Here is an 18,904-nt window from a genome sequence, read left to right on the forward strand (position 1 = left end):
ATATGAATAAAAAAGCTATTTTATTTTCTACCAGAAAAAGTTTACACCTTTCAAGAGAAATAGCTCATTATTATGGTGATATTTTAGGTAAAATAAATTTTTTGGAGTTTAGTGATGGAGAATATGAACCATCTTTTGAACAATCTGTTAGAGGGGCTAATGTATTTTTAATTGGATCTACTATGCCTCCGGCTGATAATCTTATGGAACTATTACTTATGTGTGATGCAGCAAAACGTGCTTCTGCAAGAAATATTACATTAGTTATACCATATTTTGGGTGGGGAAGACAAGATAGAAAAGAAAAAAAGAGAGCTCCTATTGGAGCAAAATTAGTATCTAATCTAATTACAGCTTCTGGAGCTACAAGAGTAATTACAATGGATTTACATGCCGATCAAATCCAAGGATTTTTTGAAATACCTTTAGAAAATTTAGATGCTTATACTTTATTTATAGAGTATATCAAACAATTGAAATTAGATTGTTTAACAATTGCTTCTCCAGATATGGGAGGAGTAAAACGTGCAAGAAGCTATGCTGGATCTTTAAATGCTGATGTAGTAATATGTTATAAAGAAAGAAAAAAAGCTAATAATATAGATTTAATGAATATTATTGGAGATGTAAAAAATAAAAATGTAATTATTGTAGATGATTTAGTAGATACAGCAGACACAATTTTAATAGCATCAAATCTTATGAAAGAACAAGGTGCTAAAAGTATACGTGCAATTGCTACGCATCCAATATTGTCAGGATATGCATATGAAAAAATAGAAAATTCATCTTTACAAGAACTTGTAGTTACTAATACAATTAAATTAAATTCTAAAAAAATTTCAAAAAAAATCACAATTTTAAATTGTGCGAAAATTTTTGCACAAGTTATGCATAAAAACTCCAAAATATGAATTGTGTAAACCTTAAAGGGAAAAAAAACAAATTTTTAAAAAAGATAAATAATCGTGAATTAAGAAATTCTGGTTATATTCCTTGCATAGTATATGGTATAAATAAAAATATAAAATTTTATATTTTATTATCAATACTAAAAAAAGTGATTTATACTTTGAAAGTATATAAAGTGATTATAGAAATCAAAAATGAATATAAAATTGAAGCTCTTTTAAAAGAGATACAATTTAACCCAATAAATGATGATGTCATACATGTTGATTTTTATGAATTAAAAAAAAAGAAATATATTATTATTTCAGTACCAATAATATCTGTAGGTCATTCTTTAGGAGTCTCTAAAGGAGGTGAATATAAAATTTTTCTAAAAACAATCAACTTAAAAGTAATTCCTGAATTTCTAATAGATCATATGGATCTAGATACTAGTAATTTAGATATAGGAGAGAATTTATCTATAAAAGATATATATAATCCTAAGTATATTATACTTCATAATTGTAATGATGTAATTGCATCAGTCAAAGTCAAAGTCAAAGTCAAAGTCAAGGGAAAAGGAAAATTGTCTAAAACTTGATCAGATCTAGTTTTTATATACCTCCAACTATTTCAAGTATTTCTTTTGTAATATTTTCTTTTCTTAATTTATTATAAATAAATAATAATTCATGATTTATTTTAATCCCATTATCTTTTGCTTTATGCATAGCTATCATTCTTGATAAATGTTCTGAAGTTATTGATTCTAATATATATTTATATATCTTAATTTTTATTATTTCCGGAAATAAATATTTGAATATTTCTTCTTCAGATGGTTCAAATAAATAATTCGGATTTTTAATCTTTTTCATTTTAAAAGGTAATATTTGTTTAATTGAAATTAATTTTTTACAACTATTATAGATAATTTTTATATTACTAAAATACCCATTTAAAAATTTTTGATAAATATCATCTACTATATTAGATAAATTAATCTCATTTAGATTTTCAATTAAATCTCTATTATAGAAATATATAGGATATTTTTTATCTAAAAAATCCTTACCTATTTTTCCAATAGATAATATATATATTTTTTTTTGACAAGATTCAATTAATTTTTCTGTTTTTTTTAATAATAAATTATTAAAATTTCCACAAAGTCCACGATTTGATGTAATTACTATTAATAATATAGGTTTTTTCTTATTATAAGTATAAGGATAATGATATAATAATCTAAAGATTTCTTCTATTTTTTTTTTATAAATTTTACATTTATATAATTTCTCTTGATATTTTTTTAATTTTACAGATGAAACCATTTTCATTGCATTTGTAATTTTTACAATAGAACTTACGGTCTTAACTCTACCTATTATTTCTTTTAAATTATACATTATCTTTAGATTTAATCAAATAATAATTCATTATTTTTAATGCAATATTGTTTAATATTGAAAATATCTTTTCATTTATTTCACCTTCTTCTAATAAATCTATAATTGATGAATATTTCTCATTTAAATAATTTAAATATTTTTTTTCAAAAAATTTAATTTTATTAATAGGTATTTCTTTAAGAAGATTATTTGTCCCAGCATATATTATTGCTATTTGATAGCCTAATCTATAAGGAGAATTAATTGATTGTTTTAATATTTCTATATTTCTTTTTCCTTTTTCAATAATCTTTTTGGTTGTAGAATCTAAATCAGAACCAAATTGAGAAAAAGATTCTAATTCTCTAAATTGTGCTTGATCTAATTTAAAAGTACCTGATATTTTTTTCATTGATTTAATTTGTGCAGAAGCACCTACTCTTGAAACCGATATTCCTTCATTTATAGCAGGACGGATTCCTGAATTAAAAAGATTTGTTTCTAAAAAAATTTGTCCATCTGTTATAGATATAACATTTGTAGGAATATATGAAGATACATCACCAAATTGGGTTTCTATTATTGGTAAGGAAGTTAAAGAACCTCCCCCTAAAATTTTTTTTTCTATACTTTTTGGTACATCATTCATTTTATAAGCTATTTTATTATCACTTATTATTTTAGATGAACGTTCTAATAAACGTGAATGTAAGTAAAAAATATCACCTGGATATGCTTCTCTACCGGGTGGTCTACGTAATAATAAAGATATTTCTCTATATGCTACTGCTTGTTTAGATAAATCATCATATATAATTAAAGCTGATCGTCCAGTATCACGAAAAAATTCACCTATTGCCGTACCAGAAAAAGGAGCAAACACTTGCATAGCTGCAGAATCTGAAGCATTTGCAGTTAATATAACTGTATACGATAGAGCATCATTATCTTCTAATAATTTCACTATACTAGCTATAGTAGATGCTTTTTTACCAATTGATACATAAATACAATAAACGGGATTTCCCATATCATAAAATTTTTTTTGATTAATTATAGTATCTATTGCTAGAGTTGTTTTTCCAGTTTGTCGATCTCCTATTATTAATTCTCTTTGTCCTCTACCTATAGGTATCATAGAATCTATACATTTTATACCAGTTTGGAGAGGTTCTATTACTGGTTCTCTATAAATTACCCCAGGAGCTTTTCTTTCTAATGGCATTAGAAATAAATTTCCAGATATAGGACCTTTTCCATCAATAGGAACACCTAAACTGTTTATAACACGACCTAACATACCTTCTCCGACATTTATAGACGATATCATCCCTGTTCTTATAACTTTATCACCTTCTTTTATTCCTTTCGAAGACCCAATTAATATAATTCCGACATTTTCTTCTTCTAAATTAAGAACAATTCCTTTTAATCCATTTTCAAATTCTACTATTTCTCCATATATTGCATTAAATAATCCATAGACATTAGCTACTCCATCTCCTATATTAATTATTATCCCTGATTCAATTATTTCATTTTTATAATGAAAGTCTGAAATTTTTTTTTTTATTAAGGCTGATATATCAGCATATTTTATATCCAACATAAGTTTTTATTTTTTTTAAAAAATTATTAATTGTAAAATTACAATATTGATCTTCTCCTTTTAAGAGGAAACCACCAATAATATTATCTATATTATTATTAATAATAAAAGTTTTCTCTCTTTTATTTAAAATAAAAATTATATTATATTTAATAATAGGTTTTTTAGATAAAAAAAATAAATCTATTATCGATAATTTTTTTTTCAAATATTTTATATATTCTAAACAAATAGATATAAACAATAATTCTTTATTATCATCAATTAACAATTGAATTAATTTTAATAAAATCTTATCTATCATTAATTTATTAAAAACAATTATCTTTTCTTTTTTTTTAAAAAAATGTGTATTGAAAATTATTTGTTTTATATAATTCTTTCTGAGAAGAAAGAAAATTTTTTCTATTTCATTTTTTAGAAAAATTTCTTTTTTAGAATTAAAAACTAAAAAAAAAAATCCTTTTGCATATCTTTTAATCAAAAGTTTTTTATATGAAAAATTCATAATTCTTTATTTAAGATTTTTTCTGAAATTATAATAGATATATTGAATATGTCATTTTTTCTCTTTTCTATTGCTATTTTTTTTTTATTTTCAATTAATAATTGAATTTTATTTATGATTAAATCACTTTCTAATTTTGCTTTTTTTTTTGCTTCTTTTTCTATTTCTTCTTTTTTTTTTAAAGCTTCATTTATAATTAAATTTTTCATTTTTTCTATATTTTTTAAAATCTTTCTTTTTTTTACTTTTATCTTTTTTAGAGATTCTTTTGCTTTTTCTGCATTATTGATTGAATCAATAATATATTTTTCACGTTTTTCTAACAATTTATTTATAGGATTCCATGCGAATTTACTAAGAATAATAAATGAGATTAAAAAGATTACTGATTGCCAAAATATTAAACCTAAAGAAGGCGTCATTAAATCCATAAATTGTTATTTTAAGACTGCTAACAAAACAGTTACTATTCCAAATAAAGATGCTCCTTCTAGAAGAGCGGCAGATATAATCATAGCAGTTTGTATTTGATTTGAAACTGATGGTTGTCTAGCTATTGCCTCCAGAGCAGAACTACCAATTTTTCCAATTCCTAACCCAGCTCCCAATACGGCTATACCTGCCCCTATAGCTGATAATCCTACATATAAACCCATTTAATTTAATCTTTTATTGCTATACCTAAAAATAAGGCAGATAAAGATGTAAATATAAATGCTTGTAAAAAACCTACCATTATTTCTAATAAGAAAATAAAAATAGAAAAAGGTATAGATATAATTATTGAATAAATGTTTTTGAATATAAAAATTAAAGAAAGAAAACTGATTAAAATGATATGTCCAGCTGTAATATTTGCAAATAAACGTATACAAAGAGTCAAAGGACGAAGAAATATTCCAAATATTTCTATTGGAATTAATAATAATTTTATTATTAATGGAACCTTTGGCATCCAAAAAATATGTTTCCAGTATTTTTTTTTAGCACTAAAAATAATGATAAAAAAGATTATCATTGATAATGATAAAGTAACGCTAATATTACCTGTAATATTAGGCCCTATAGGTAAGAGACCTATCAAATTATTGATTAATATAAAAAAAAATAGTGTTAAAAAAAAAGGAAAATACAGTTTAGAATTTTTTATTCCCAAATTAGGAATAGCTATTTCATTTTTAATATAAAAAAAAATAGATTCTAATAAGAGACCGGTTTTATAATTAGGTTTTTTCTCTTTATAAGAAAGAGATAATTTAATAAAAATTAAACATAAAATAAAGATAGATATAATCAATGTTAATACATTTTTTGTAATAGAAAAATCTAAAGGCAGATTATTAAGAATCTTCCCATTAGAATCTAGTTTTAAGAAACCAAATTTATTGGTTTTATATATTTGATTATTTATTAATCTATAATAATTATTATTTATATTTACTAAATTATTTCCATGATCAAATTTTGATGACATAAATAATTTAAATCCTTTATCAAAAAGGATTATAGGTAATGAAATATAAACATTTTTTTTAAAATGCCATTCATGAGAATCATTAATATGACTTTTTATAAAAAAAGCTGGATTAAACGTTTTATTAGAATTTAATTTTTGAGAATGTAAACAAGTTAAATTACTAACCCAAAAACAAAAGATAAATAAAAAACAAATTTTTTTTTTATATTTAAATAACATAATGATTATGGAATTAGCCAATCGCATAAAAAAAAAGATTACTTCTTGAATAAAGATCCTTTTAGAAGAAAAAGTTATTTTATAATCCATTGAGCTGTATCAGAATTAATTTGTCTTAAAATTATTTTAATTTTTTGAAAAAAAAAATTAAAATAATAATTATTATAATGTAAGATTGTATATAAATACACATTATTTAATAATTTTATTATAAAATCACTTTTTAAGTTATTAATTAAAATATTTAAATTATTAAATTGATCTTCTACACAAATTGAAAGACTAATTGAGGAACTTTGAATTAAAAAAACTTTTATTTGATATTTTGATATAATAGTAAATATATCCCTAATATTAGTTTCTAGAAAAAAAGAGAAATTCTTCATATAAAAAGATATTAATTTCTGATTTTTTTTTACTATAAAACAAGGTTTTATAATTTCTTTATTTCTTTTTTTACTCACTAAGGTTCCTTTTTTTTTAGGGTAAATAAAAGAACGAACATATAATGGAATTTGTTTTTTTTTTAAAGGATGTAAGGTTTTAGTATGTATAACTGATGCACCATAATAAGATAATTCAAGAGCTTCGTCATAAGAAAGACTATTTAATAAATTGTTTTTTAAAAAAAATCTAGGATCTGCATTTAATATTCCAGAAACATCTTTCCAAGTAGTTTGACTTTCCGCCTTTAAACAATATGAAAAAATTGATGCAGTATAATCAGATCCTTCTCTTCCTAAAGTTGTAGTAAAATAATTATAATCAGCTCCTATAAAACCTTGAGTTATATATAAATAGTTTTTTTTTAATTGTTTTATTTTTTTATTTGTTTTTGTCCAATTAACATGTGCTTCACCATATGAATTATCAGTTTTTATATAATTTCTACAATCTAACCAAATATTTTTCATTCCTATGAAATTGAAATATTCGCTAATTAATTTAGTTGAAATTAATTCACCAGATCCAACTACTTGATCATATAGAAAATTATATTTCCTATATTTATTTTTTTTAAAAAAATATTTGATTCCATTAAAAATATTTTTTATATAGATATTTATCTTATGATTGTAAGGGAATAAATCATTAATCATTTTTAAATGATTACCTTCTATTTCAGATATTTGAATCTCTGTATTTTGTTTTAAAAAATATTTATTTACTACTTTTTCAAGCTTATTAGTAGTATTACCAATAGCTGAAATTACAATTAAAGTCTTTTTATGACCTACTTCTTTTAGAAGATTATATAATTTTTTTACTCTTTTAGAGTTCTTTACAGAAGAGCCTCCAAATTTATAGATTTTCATTTTCTTTAAATCAACATATTAAACAATTGTTATTACACTTTCAGTATTAAATATATTACATATATTACGTCCAAATAATTTGATCGAATAAGATAATAATATTATTCCAAATACTTTTTTTATAATATTTAAATTCTCATTACTAATATGATTTTCTATCTCCGAAATTTTTTTTATTACAAAATAGACAATTATTATATTTAATATTAATGAGATTAATATTGTTTGCAAATCATAATTTTTTTTTAAAGACACTAAAGTTGTTACAGAACCTGGTCCTGCTATTAATGGAAATGATATAGGAATAATTGATACTTGAGCACTAGTACTTTTATCTCTTTTATAGAATTCTATTCCTAGAATCATTTCTAATGAAATAAAGAATAAGATTATTGAGCCCGCTAATGAAAAAGTATATAGATCAATACCAAAAGTATTTAAAATAAAATTTCCTAAAAAAATAAAAAATAAAAAGATTACCAATGAGAATAAAGTAACTTTAGTAGGATTTATTATATCTCCTTTCTTTTTATATCCTATAATAATGGGAGCATTACCGATTACATCTATAATACTAAATAATACCATAAAACATGTACATAATACTCTTATGTCTTGCATATTCAAAATTTATTTATTACCTTTATAGAATTAATTAAAAAATCTCCTACTTCTTTAGTGGAAGAAGGATTCTTATAATTTATGTCTTTAGTATAAATTCCATTTTTTAATGAATTTTTTACAAGTTTATTGATCAATAAACTTTCTTTTTTCATCCCAAAATCTTTTAACATCATAGATACAGATAATATAGCCCCCAATGGATTGGCAATATTTTTACCCGCAGCTTTTGGATATGATCCATGTATCGGTTCATACATGGGAGTTTTTTCACCAATAGAAGAAGAAGGGATTAATCCTAATGATCCAACTATAGCACTAGCTTCATCTGAAAGAATATCTCCAAACATATTTTCAGTTAATAATATATCAAATTGTTTAGGATTAATAATCACTTGCATAGAAGCATTATCTATAAATAGATAATCTATTTGTACTTCTTTATATTTTCTATTTATTTCTTTTAAAGTTTCACGCCATAATTTAGAAGTTGCTAAAACATTTGCCTTATCCACTAATGTTATTTTTTTTTTACGTTTTAAAGCTGCTTTAAAGGCATAAATCGCTATACGTGATATATCTTTTTTATTATAAGAACATATATCATATGCTCTTTTTCCACTTTTAGAAATTCTTTTTTTCCCAAAATATATACCATTAGTAAGTTCTCTATAGATAAGAAAATCTACATCTTTTATATAAGATTTTCTTATTGGAGATTTATCTAATAAAGATTTATAAACTTTAATAGGTCTTATATTACAATATAATCCCAATTTTTTTCTAAGTTTTAATAGACCTTGTTCCGGTCTATTTTTTAAATTATTATCATATTTAGGATCTCCTATAGCACCCAACAAAATAGAATCACATCCTAAACAAGTATCTAAAGTTTCTTTTGTTAAAGGAATACCAGTTTTTTCTATAGAAATTCCTCCTATTAAACACTTATGATAGATAAATCTATGATCATATTTTTCCCCTATAGCATCTAATACTCTTAAAGATTGATTAATTACTTCTGGCCCTATTCCATCTCCTGATAAAACTGCTATATTTTTTTCCATATTTAATTATAAATATTATTTTTTTCAAAAATTTCTATTTTTTTTTTTATACTAAAAAGTAATTCAATATCATCATATCCATTTATAAAACATTTTTTTTTAAAATCGTCTATTTTAAAGTATTCTTTATTGTTTTCAAATTGAACATATTGATGTTCCAAATTGATTTCAAATAAAAGATTTGTATTTAAAAAAATTTTTTTATAAATTAAATTGATAAAATCTTTTTTAAGTTCTATAGTTAATAATCCATTATTTAAAGCATTTTGTTTAAAAATATCAGCAAAAATATTGGAGATTACAACTTTAAATCCATAATCTCTAATTGCCCACGCTGCATGTTCTCTACTAGAACCACATCCAAAATTTTTTCCAGTTATTAATATCTTTCCAGAATATTTTTTTTGATTTAAAATAAAATTTTTTTTGATTTTGCCATTTGAATCATACCGCCAATCTCTAAATAAATTTTTTCCTAAATCTGATTTAGTTGTTAATTTTAAAAATCGAGCTGGTATAATTTGATCAGTATCTATATTATCTATAAATAGAGGAACTGCTGTACTAAATAAAGTAATAAATTTTTCCATAATTACATATAATTGGTTTGAAGATATTCTGTAATATTAACAATTTTTCCTTCAATAGCTGTAATTGCGGCAACTAAAGGACTAGCTAACAAAGTGCGTGCCCCTTTTCCTTGACGTCCTTCAAAATTTCTATTTGATGTAGATAAACAATATTCTCCATAAGGGATTTTATCTTCATTCATTCCTAGACATGCTGAGCATCCAGGTTTACGTAACTCAAATCCTGCTTTTAATAAAATTAAATCTATTCCAGAATTTAGAATTTCTTTATATACTTGTTTTGATCCAGGTACTACCATAACAGAGACATTATCTGCTTTTTTTTTATTTTTTATTAGTTTAGATACTAACCTAATATCTTCTATTCTAGAATTAGTACAACTTCCAATAAAAACATAATTTATTTTTAATCCTAATAAATACTCTCCTTCTTTTAATCCCATGTATTTCAAAGATTGAATATTTTTATCTCCTATTGGATCAGATATGTTTATACACATACTTGGATTAGTTCCATATGTTATCATCGGATAAATCTTATTTGAATTAAATTTATATTCTTTCTCAAAAAGAGCTTTTTTATCTGTTTTCAGATTTTTACATATTTTTTTTAATTCTTTTTCTTTTGGGGAAAAAATTTTGGGGTTTAAATATTTTAAAGTAGTTGAGTCGGGCTCTATCATACCTCCTCTAGCTCCCATTTCTATACTCATGTTGCACACTGTCATCCGTTCTTCCATATTCATTCTTTTAAAGACAGATCCACTATACTCTATAAAATAACCTGTTCCTCCATCTGGACCTAATTTTGATAAAATATATAAGATTATATCTTTTGCAGTAACTCCTAAATTTAATTTACCTTCTAATTTGAGACGCATTTGTTTAGGTTTTGTTTGTAGTAAACATTGAGTTGCCATTACCATAGCGACCTGACTAGTTCCTATACCAAATGCTATACATCCAAAGGCACCATGAGTAGAAGTATGACTATCTCCACAAACTATTGTCATTCCAGGAAGTGTAATTCCAAGTTCAGGACCAATAACGTGTACTATTCCTTGAAAATCATGTTTTAATCCAAAAAATAATATTCCATTATCATAACAATTTTTTTCTAATGTTTCTATTTGAAATTTAGAAAGTACATCTTTTATTGGTAAATGTTGATTTTTTGTAGGAACATTATGATCTGTAGTAGCTATAATTTTATTATTTCTTAATATTGAAATTTTTCTTTTTTTTAGTTCTTCAAATGCTTGTGAACTAGTTACTTCATGTATATAATGTCTATCAATATATAAAACATCTATTTTTTTATTTAAACTAAAAACTACATGTGATTCCCAAACTTTCTCAAAAAGAGTTTTCTTCATATTTTCTTTAATATTTTTTTTAAATCTTCATCATCAATTTCTTTTTTTTTATCTGCATACTTTAAAAAAAGACTATATATTACATTTAATTTTGATTTATTAAATGAATAACCTAATTTTTTATAACGATAAGCTAAAGCTGAACGTCCACTTCTAGCTGTTAATATAATAGATGATTTATTAACTCCTACATCTTTTGGATCAATTATTTCATAAGTTTCTCTTTTTTTTATTAATCCATCTTGATGTATTCCTGAAGAATGTGAAAAAGCATTAGCTCCTACTATTGCTTTATTAGACTGTACAAACATACTTGTACATTCAGATACCAATTTACTTGTTTTATACAATAGTTTTGTATTTATTTTTGTATAAAAATTTAAATCTTTATGTTGTTTAATTATCATTACTACTTCTTCTAAAGAAGTATTACCTGCTCGTTCTCCAATTCCATTAATAGTACATTCTATTTGTTGAGCTCCATTAATTATTCCAGCTATTGAGTTTGCAGTAGATAATCCCATATCATTATGACAATGAGTTGATATTGTTACTTTATCTATTGAATAAACATTTTCTTTTAAAAATTTTATTTTTTCAGCATACTCTTCAGGTAAACAATAACCTGTAGTATCTGGAATATTAATTACTGTTGCCCCTGCTTTTATGACAGCTTCACAAATTTGTGCTAAAAATATATTTTCTGTACGTCCAGCATCTTCTGCATAAAATTCTACATCTTCTACAAATTTTTTTGCATACTTTACAGCTTCTATTGCTATGTCTATTATTTTTTTAGGATTACTATTAAATTTATATTTAATATGATATGGAGATGTTCCTATTCCTGTATGAATTCTAGGATTTTTAGCATATTTTAATGCTAATGCTGCAATTTCTATATCTTTTTTTACAGCTCTTGAAAGACTACATATTATTGGTTCATATATAGATTTGCATATTTCTTCTACTGAATGAAAATCTCCTGGACTAGAAATAGGAAAACCTGCTTCTATGATATCTACTCCCATTATTTCTAATTGACGAGCTATTTTTATTTTTTCTGATGTGTTTAATTTACAGCCTGGAACTTGTTCTCCATCACGTAATGTAGTATCAAAGATTTGAATCCTTTTTTTTTTCATGTTGCTTTTTATTATATTTTAACTATAGTATACGAATAATAAATTAATAAAATTGATCAGATAATTTGTTTTATAAAAAATGAATAATTTAATACAAGAATTATTGTGGAGAGGATTAATACATGATACTACTTATAGTGAAAGTGAACAAATAAAAAATGAAATAATTACTTTATATACAGGATTTGATCCTACTTATAAATCTTTACATATAGGCAATTTAGTAGCTATAATTATGTTAATACATTTTAAAAAATCAGGTGATAATATCATATCAGTTATTGGAGGTGGAACAGGAATGATCGGAGATCCATCTGGAAAAGATGGTGAAAGAATTTTGAAAAAAAACGAATTATTATATATATTTTGTTTAAAAAAACAATTATCTTTATATCTAGATTTTAAAAATCATGAAATATTCAATAATTATGAATGGTTAAAAAACAAATTATTTATTGAATTTACTAGAGATATCGGAAAATATTTTACAATTAATTATCTTTTAACAAAAGATTCAATCAAAAGAAGGATATCGAATAATAATAGTATATCATTTACAGAATTTACATATCAATTATTACAAGCATATGATTTTCTTTATTTATATAAAGAAAAAAATTGTTCATTACAAATAGGAGGTTCTGATCAGTGGGGAAATATTACAAGTGGAATAGAACTTATAAGAAAAAAAAGAGGTGTTAAAGTAAATGGATTAACATTTCCATTAATTACTAAACTTGATGGATCAAAATTTGGAAAGTCTGAAAATGGAGAAAATATATGGATAGATAAAAATTTAACTTCTCCATATAAATTTTATCAATTTTGGATAAATATTGCCGATGAACAAGCAAAAAAATATATTAAAATCTATACTTTTCTTAAAAAAGAAGAAATAAAGGAAATTATTTTTTATCATGAAAATGATCCAAAATTAAAATTAATTCAAAAAAAATTAGCTGATGCAGTTACTATTTTTATACATGGAAAAAAAACTTTTGAAAAAATAAAATTTATATCAAATATTATTTTTAATAAAAAAAAAAGAATAAACGAAATAAATAAAAATGATATTATTTTTATTTATAAAAATATTCCCCATAAAAAGATATATATTTCTAAGAAGATTCCAATAATAGATTTATTAGTAAATAAAAGTGAATTTTTCAAATCTAAAAAAGAAGCTATTAAACAATTAAAATTAAATTCAATTTCTATAAATAAAAAAAAGATAGATGAAAAATTTATTTTAAAAAAAAAGAATTTTATATCATATATTCTTTTGCAAAGAGGAAAAAAACAATTTTTTATGATAAAAATTGTATAATTTTTAAATGAATATGGATTATAATTTTAAAAAATTAGAAAACAAATGGCAAAAATATTGGAAAGATAAAAATATTTTAAATAAAAAATTTGGTTATAAAAACAAAAAATATTATATATTAAATATGTTTCCTTATCCATCTGGAGATGGATTACATGTTGGCCATTCTATCGGATATATTGCATCTGATATATATGCACGTTATAAAAAATCTAAAGGATATAATGTAATTAATCCTATAGGATTTGACTCATTTGGATTACCCACAGAACAATATTCAATACAAACAGGAATTTCTCCTAACATTACTACAAGAATTAATCTTAAAAGATATAAATTACAATTATTAAAATTAGGTATATTTTTTAATTGGGAAAGAAAACTAACTACTAGTGATAGTTCATATTTTAAATGGACTCAATGGATGTTTATTAAAATGTTTAATTCTTGGTATGATAATACATTAAAAAAAGCTAGATCTATTAAGATCTTAATTTCTGAATTTAATAGAAATGGAAATTTTAATATTAATGCTTGTTCTACAAGTAAAATAAATTTCAATGCATATACATGGAAAAAATTTAATTCTTTTGAAAAAGAAAATATATTACAAAACTATCGTTTAGCTTTTTTATCAAAAAGATCAGTAAATTGGTGTCCTGAATTAGGGACAGTATTAGCAAATGATGAGATCAAAAATAATTTAAGTAAAAGAGGAGGATATCCTGTTTATAAAATACAAATGCTACAATGGAGTCTTAGAATTAGTGCATATTCTGAAAGACTTTTAAATGGTTTAAAAAAAGTTAATTTTACTGAAAAGCTAAAAAAATCTCAAATCTATTGGATAGGTAAAAAATATGGGATAAACATTCTTTTTACATTAAAAAATAATAACAATATAAAAGTTAAAATATTTACGAATAAACCTTATAGTCTTTTTGGGGTAACATTTATTCTAATTCCATTAGAAAGTTATTTTTTAAAAAAAAAAAATATAAAAAATTTTGTTGATAAACAATATATTAATAAAGTTAAAAAATATCTCTTAGATTTTACTTTGAAAAAAAAATCTGTTAGGATATCTGGAATTTTTACAGGAAACTACGTGATACATCCATTCACTAAAAATGAAATTCCACTTTATATAAGTTCTTTTATAAAAGATGATTATAATTTAAATTCTATTATGTGTATTCCAGCTCATGAGATAAATAGTTATAAATTTGCTAAAAAATTTGGAATAAAAATATTTGAAGTTTTTTATAAAAATCAAATATGTATCAATTCTTCAATTTTAAATGGATTAAATAGAAAAAATGCTTTTAATTATATTAATAAAATTATACTAAATAATAATTTAGGAAAAATTAGTTTTAATTTTAAATTAAAAGATGCTATCTTTGCAAGACAAAGATATTGGGGTGAACCTATTCCAATTTTTTTTAAAAAGAAAATTCCGAAAACAATAAAGAAGTTACCTTTATTATTACCAAATATTGAGACATATTTACCTAATGGTAATTCTCCATTAACTAGAGCTAAATTTTGGGCTTGGGATAAAAATCTCAATAAGATTGTATATACAGATTTAATAAATAATAAAACTCTTTTTTCTTTAGAAACTAATACTATGCCTAGTTGGGCAGGTTCTAGTTGGTATTATATCCGATATATGGATCCTAAGAATCCAGATTTTTTTGTAAAAAAAAAAAAAGAAAAATATTGGAAAAATGTTGATCTTTATGTAGGAGGTATAGAACATGCAACAGGTCATTTAATTTATGCAAGATTTTGGCATAAATTCCTAAAAGATTATGGATTTGTAAGTTCAGAAGAACCTTTTCAAAAAATTATGAATCAAGGAATGATTTTAGGAAACTCTGCTATTATTTATTGTAATAAAAAAGAATATATTTCATCTAGTCTTTTAGACTTAAAAGAAAAAAAAAGGCTACAAGAAATTAATATAGATATTAAATTTCTTAAAAAGAATAATGAGGTAGATCTAAAAAAAATAAATAATTTGTGTTATGAATTTAATAATTCTAAATTTAGATTAGACAATGGAAGATTTATATGTGATCGTAAAACTGAAAAAATGTCTAAATCTAAGTATAATGTAGTTAATCCAGATTTGATTTATGATCAATATGGTGCTGATGCATTACGCCTGTATGAAATGTCTTTAGGACCATTAGAAAAATATAAAATTTGGGATATAAAAATGATTAATGGAATTTTGAATTTCTTAAAAAGATTTTGGCATTTTTTTCATTTAAAAGGTACATTTTCTGTAGATGAAAATTCTCCTTCTATAGCAGAATTAAAACTTTTAGATAAAACTATAAAAAAAATAAGATCTAATATAAAAGATTTTTCTTTTAATACACCTATAAGTGAATTTATGATAATTTTAAATAAATTAATAAAAATTAAATGTTATAAAAGACTGATATTAGAACCAATAACTATTTTACTTAGTTTTTATGCCCCCCATCTTTCTGAAGAGATTTGGTATAAATTAGGAAAAACAAAATCTATATTTTTTGCTAAATTTCCATTTTTTTCTATAAATTCTCTTTTAGAAGATGAATTTAATTATCCTGTTACAGTTAATGGTAAATTACGTTTTAAAATAAAATTTAAAAAATGTGAAAATTTAAAGAATCTTGAAAAGATTTTATTAAATAATAAAAAGATTATTTATTATTTAAATAATAATAAACCTAAAAAAATATTTATATTACGTAATAAAATTATAAATATTGTTATTTAACTGGTATCTTAGCTCAGTTGGTAGAGCAACGGACTGAAAATTCGTGTGCCCCGGTTCAATTCCGGGAGATACCACATTAATCAGATATAAAATGAATAAAGTCAACTGGTGTCCAGGATGTGGAAATTTTTCTATTTTAAAACAAATCCAATCGATTTTACCAGAAATAGGTGTTAATAAACAGAAAATAGTTTTTGTATCAGGGATTGGATGTTCTTCTAGATTACCATATTATTTAGATACATATGGTATACATGGAATACATGGAAGAGCTACTTCTATTGCTACAGGAATAAAATTATCAAAACAAAATTTTAGTGTATGGATTATTACAGGAGATGGAGATGGGTTATCTATCGGAGTGAATCATCTTATTCATTTATTTAGAAGAAATATAAATGTTAATATATTACTATTTAATAATAAAATTTATGGATTAACAAAAGGACAATATTCTCCAACATCTTCTTTGGGAGTAAAAACAAAATCTTCTCCTTTAGGAACTATTGAAAGACCTTTTAATACTTTGTCATTAGCGTTAGGAGCTGGAGCTACTTTTATAGCACGTAGTATAGATATAAATATAAAACATTTAAAAAAAATGCTTCTAGCAAGTAATAATCATATAGGTACTTCATTTTTAGAAATATATCAAAATTGTACCATTTTTAATAATGGTGTCTTTGACTCTTTCGTAAAAAAAAAAGAGTCATTATATCTTGAGCAAAGAAAACCATTATTTTTTGGAAAAAAATGTATATCATTATATAATAATAAGATAAAGATTATTCTTAAGAAGAATTTTTTAAAAAAAAATATATGGATACATGATATTTACGATATCAATAAAGCATTTTTTTTATCAAAATTATTTTATGAAAAAAAAAGATCTCCATGTCCTTTTGGGGTTCTTTATAAAAGAAAAATAGACACTTATGAGAAATTTTTTAATAAAAAAACTTAAATGCTAAAAGTTTCTTTTATAGAAAGGAATAAAAAAATAATTATGATTGGTTTAATAAAAAGAAACTTTTATAAAGTATATTTAATAAATTATATTCTTTTTCTTTATAAGAAGAAAAACAAAATAAAATCTAAATTAGATAATTTAATTTATTATATTAAATATTTTTCTAAAAACAGAAAACTAAATGAAGTACGTAATTACTCTTCTTTTTTAAAAGAAAAATTAAAAATTAATCTTTTTCTTATAAAGAAAATTAAAAATAAAATTTTTGAAATAATTATTAAAATTCCTAATTTGACATTTGAAGAAGTAAAAAAAAATTATAAAGAAAAAGAAATTCTTTATAAGAGAGAAATTCTTAATAATTTTAAAAAAAAAATAGATCATTGGGAATTAGGAGAAAAATTTAAACTTTTTAGTACAAAGAAAGGTGCCATTATTTCTGGAAATGGATTTAATGTTTTCATTAATAAAGGAGCCTTACTACAACGTAGTTTAATACAATTTTTTTTAGAAAAAAATATATCATCAGGATACATAGAATATGTTCTTCCATATATTGTAAATATAAATTCTGTTTATGGAACAGGTCAAATTCCAGATAAAAAATCTCAAATGTATAATATTGACAATTTATATCTTATTCCAACAGGAGAAGTTCCGTTAATAAATATTTTTAAAAATAATATTTTTAAAGAATCAGAATTACCTATAAAAGCAACAACTTATACTTCTTGTTTTAGAAGAGAATCAGGATCATATGGATCTAAAGTTCGTGGATTAAATAGACTGCATCAGTTTGATAAAGTTGAAATTGTACAAATAAGTACATGTAAAGATTCATATTTATCATTTAATGATATGGTTAATCATATTAAATCTTTATTGAGATCATTAAATTTACCATTTAGAATAATTAGGTTATGTGGAAAAGATTTAGGATTTACTTCAGCTTTAACTTATGATTTTGAAGTTTATTCTCCTGGACAAAAAAAATGGTTAGAAGTTAGTTCAGTATCAAATTGTAGAAATTTTCAATCAAATAGGCTTAAATTAAGATATCGTACATTTGATGGAAAAATTAAATTATGTCATACATTGAATGGTAGTTCTTTAGCTATTCCCAGAATGATTTCAGCTATATTAGAAAATAATCAATATAAAAATTATATAATACTTCCTAAAGTTTTGATTAAATATATGAAAATTGAAAAAATTTATTAATTTATGTCAAAATTATGTCAAATAACAGGTAAAAAGCCAATGATGGGAAATAAAGTATCACATGCAAATAATAAAACTAAACGTACTTTTAATTTAAATTTAAGTAAAAAACGATTTTTTATTAAAAAAAAATGGATACTTTTAAAAGTATCTTCAGCAGGAATAAAAACAATTAATAAATTAGGACTTGAAAAAACTTTAAAATGTCATGTCAAAAAAAGATATTAGAATTCAAGTAATAATAGAATGTACAGAGCATAAAAATAGTGGATTATCTGGTACATCTAGATATGTTACTACAAAAAATAAAAAAAATAATCCAGAAAGATTAAAATTAAAAAAATTTAATTCTATTTTAAATAGAAATACAATTCATCAAGAAATAAAATCATAA

20 protein-coding genes and 1 tRNA gene are annotated in these 18,904 nt (G+C 22.7%); 9 read left to right on the top strand and 12 right to left on the bottom strand.

Features of this window, described 5'->3' with window-relative positions:
* Positions 1-2: 2 nt before the first annotated feature.
* Positions 3-914 carry a ribose-phosphate diphosphokinase gene (locus MP018_RS00205; protein WP_259082684.1) on the top strand — a complete coding sequence of 304 codons (912 nt, stop codon included), beginning with the start codon at positions 3-5 and terminating at the stop codon, positions 912-914.
* Positions 911-1,495, top strand: coding sequence for a 50S ribosomal protein L25 (locus tag MP018_RS00210; protein ID WP_259288635.1), 585 nt, complete (start codon positions 911-913; stop codon positions 1,493-1,495). Before MP018_RS00205 ends, MP018_RS00210 begins: the two co-directional genes overlap by 4 nt.
* 13 nt (positions 1,496-1,508) lie before the next feature.
* On the opposite strand, the gene atpG is transcribed toward MP018_RS00210, so the two are convergent.
* From atpG to MP018_RS00270, 12 genes are all read right to left on the bottom strand, one after another.
* Entirely contained in the window at positions 1,509-2,303 is a 795-nt protein-coding gene (atpG, locus tag MP018_RS00215; RefSeq protein WP_259288636.1) for an ATP synthase F1 subunit gamma, read from the bottom strand.
* Positions 2,296-3,894: a F0F1 ATP synthase subunit alpha gene (gene atpA / locus MP018_RS00220; RefSeq protein WP_259288637.1), complete on the bottom strand. Its 1,599-nt coding sequence runs from the start codon at positions 3,892-3,894 to the stop codon at positions 2,296-2,298. The genes atpG and atpA overlap by 8 nt, the downstream gene beginning before the upstream one ends.
* Complete coding sequence (locus MP018_RS00225) at positions 3,872-4,402, bottom strand: F0F1 ATP synthase subunit delta (RefSeq protein ID WP_259288638.1); 531 nt, start codon at positions 4,400-4,402, stop codon at positions 3,872-3,874. The genes atpA and MP018_RS00225 overlap by 23 nt, the downstream gene beginning before the upstream one ends.
* Positions 4,399-4,833: a F0F1 ATP synthase subunit B gene (gene atpF, locus MP018_RS00230; RefSeq protein WP_259082676.1), complete on the bottom strand. Its 435-nt coding sequence runs from the start codon at positions 4,831-4,833 to the stop codon at positions 4,399-4,401. Before atpF ends, MP018_RS00225 begins: the two co-directional genes overlap by 4 nt.
* A gap of 6 nt (positions 4,834-4,839) precedes the next feature.
* Complete coding sequence (gene atpE, locus MP018_RS00235) at positions 4,840-5,058, bottom strand: ATP synthase F0 subunit C (RefSeq protein ID WP_259082674.1); 219 nt, start codon at positions 5,056-5,058, stop codon at positions 4,840-4,842.
* A gap of 5 nt (positions 5,059-5,063) precedes the next feature.
* Positions 5,064-6,098 carry a F0F1 ATP synthase subunit A gene (gene atpB / locus MP018_RS00240; protein WP_259288639.1) on the bottom strand — a complete coding sequence of 345 codons (1,035 nt, stop codon included), beginning with the start codon at positions 6,096-6,098 and terminating at the stop codon, positions 5,064-5,066.
* Positions 6,099-6,172: 74 nt separating this feature from the next.
* A complete protein-coding gene (locus MP018_RS00245) occupies positions 6,173-7,414 on the bottom strand; it encodes an aspartate kinase (protein ID WP_259288640.1) in 1,242 nt (413 codons plus the stop codon).
* Between the two features lie 18 nt (positions 7,415-7,432).
* On the bottom strand, positions 7,433-8,035 hold the full coding sequence (locus MP018_RS00250) for a MarC family protein (RefSeq protein WP_259082857.1): 603 nt from the start codon (positions 8,033-8,035) through the stop codon (positions 7,433-7,435).
* A gap of 2 nt (positions 8,036-8,037) precedes the next feature.
* Positions 8,038-9,102 (bottom strand): 3-isopropylmalate dehydrogenase, encoded by a 1,065-nt coding sequence (leuB, locus tag MP018_RS00255; RefSeq protein WP_259288641.1) that lies wholly within the window; start codon positions 9,100-9,102, stop codon positions 8,038-8,040.
* Between the two features lie 2 nt (positions 9,103-9,104).
* On the bottom strand, positions 9,105-9,692 hold the full coding sequence (gene leuD, locus MP018_RS00260) for a 3-isopropylmalate dehydratase small subunit (RefSeq protein ID WP_259288642.1): 588 nt from the start codon (positions 9,690-9,692) through the stop codon (positions 9,105-9,107).
* A 2-nt stretch (positions 9,693-9,694) separates the two neighbouring features.
* Positions 9,695-11,068 (bottom strand): 3-isopropylmalate dehydratase large subunit, encoded by a 1,374-nt coding sequence (gene leuC, locus MP018_RS00265; protein ID WP_259288643.1) that lies wholly within the window; start codon positions 11,066-11,068, stop codon positions 9,695-9,697.
* Entirely contained in the window at positions 11,065-12,213 is a 1,149-nt protein-coding gene (locus tag MP018_RS00270; RefSeq protein WP_259082664.1) for a 2-isopropylmalate synthase, read from the bottom strand. Before MP018_RS00270 ends, leuC begins: the two co-directional genes overlap by 4 nt.
* Positions 12,214-12,292: 79 nt before the next feature.
* On the opposite strand from MP018_RS00270, the gene tyrS reads away from it, so the two are divergent.
* The 7 genes from tyrS (at position 12,293) to rpmG (ending at position 18,904) form a co-directional block, all read left to right on the top strand.
* On the top strand, positions 12,293-13,540 hold the full coding sequence (tyrS, locus tag MP018_RS00275) for a tyrosine--tRNA ligase (protein ID WP_259082662.1): 1,248 nt from the start codon (positions 12,293-12,295) through the stop codon (positions 13,538-13,540).
* Between the two features lie 13 nt (positions 13,541-13,553).
* Positions 13,554-16,319 carry a class I tRNA ligase family protein gene (locus MP018_RS00280; RefSeq protein WP_259288662.1) on the top strand — a complete coding sequence of 922 codons (2,766 nt, stop codon included), beginning with the start codon at positions 13,554-13,556 and terminating at the stop codon, positions 16,317-16,319.
* Between the two features lie 2 nt (positions 16,320-16,321).
* Positions 16,322-16,393, top strand: a tRNA-Phe gene (locus MP018_RS00285).
* A gap of 17 nt (positions 16,394-16,410) precedes the next feature.
* Entirely contained in the window at positions 16,411-17,283 is an 873-nt protein-coding gene (locus tag MP018_RS00290) for a 2-oxoacid:ferredoxin oxidoreductase subunit beta (protein WP_259082659.1), read from the top strand.
* Positions 17,284-18,510: a serine--tRNA ligase gene (gene serS / locus MP018_RS00295; protein ID WP_259288644.1), complete on the top strand. Its 1,227-nt coding sequence runs from the start codon at positions 17,284-17,286 to the stop codon at positions 18,508-18,510.
* A 3-nt stretch (positions 18,511-18,513) separates the two neighbouring features.
* On the top strand, positions 18,514-18,738 hold the full coding sequence (gene rpmB, locus MP018_RS00300) for a 50S ribosomal protein L28 (protein ID WP_259288645.1): 225 nt from the start codon (positions 18,514-18,516) through the stop codon (positions 18,736-18,738).
* Complete coding sequence (rpmG, locus tag MP018_RS00305; protein ID WP_259082655.1) at positions 18,719-18,904, top strand: 50S ribosomal protein L33; 186 nt, start codon at positions 18,719-18,721, stop codon at positions 18,902-18,904. The genes rpmB and rpmG overlap by 20 nt, the downstream gene beginning before the upstream one ends.

The organism is Candidatus Karelsulcia muelleri, from assembly GCF_024818015.1.
Lineage (GTDB): Bacteria > Bacteroidota > Bacteroidia > Flavobacteriales > Blattabacteriaceae > Karelsulcia > Karelsulcia muelleri_C.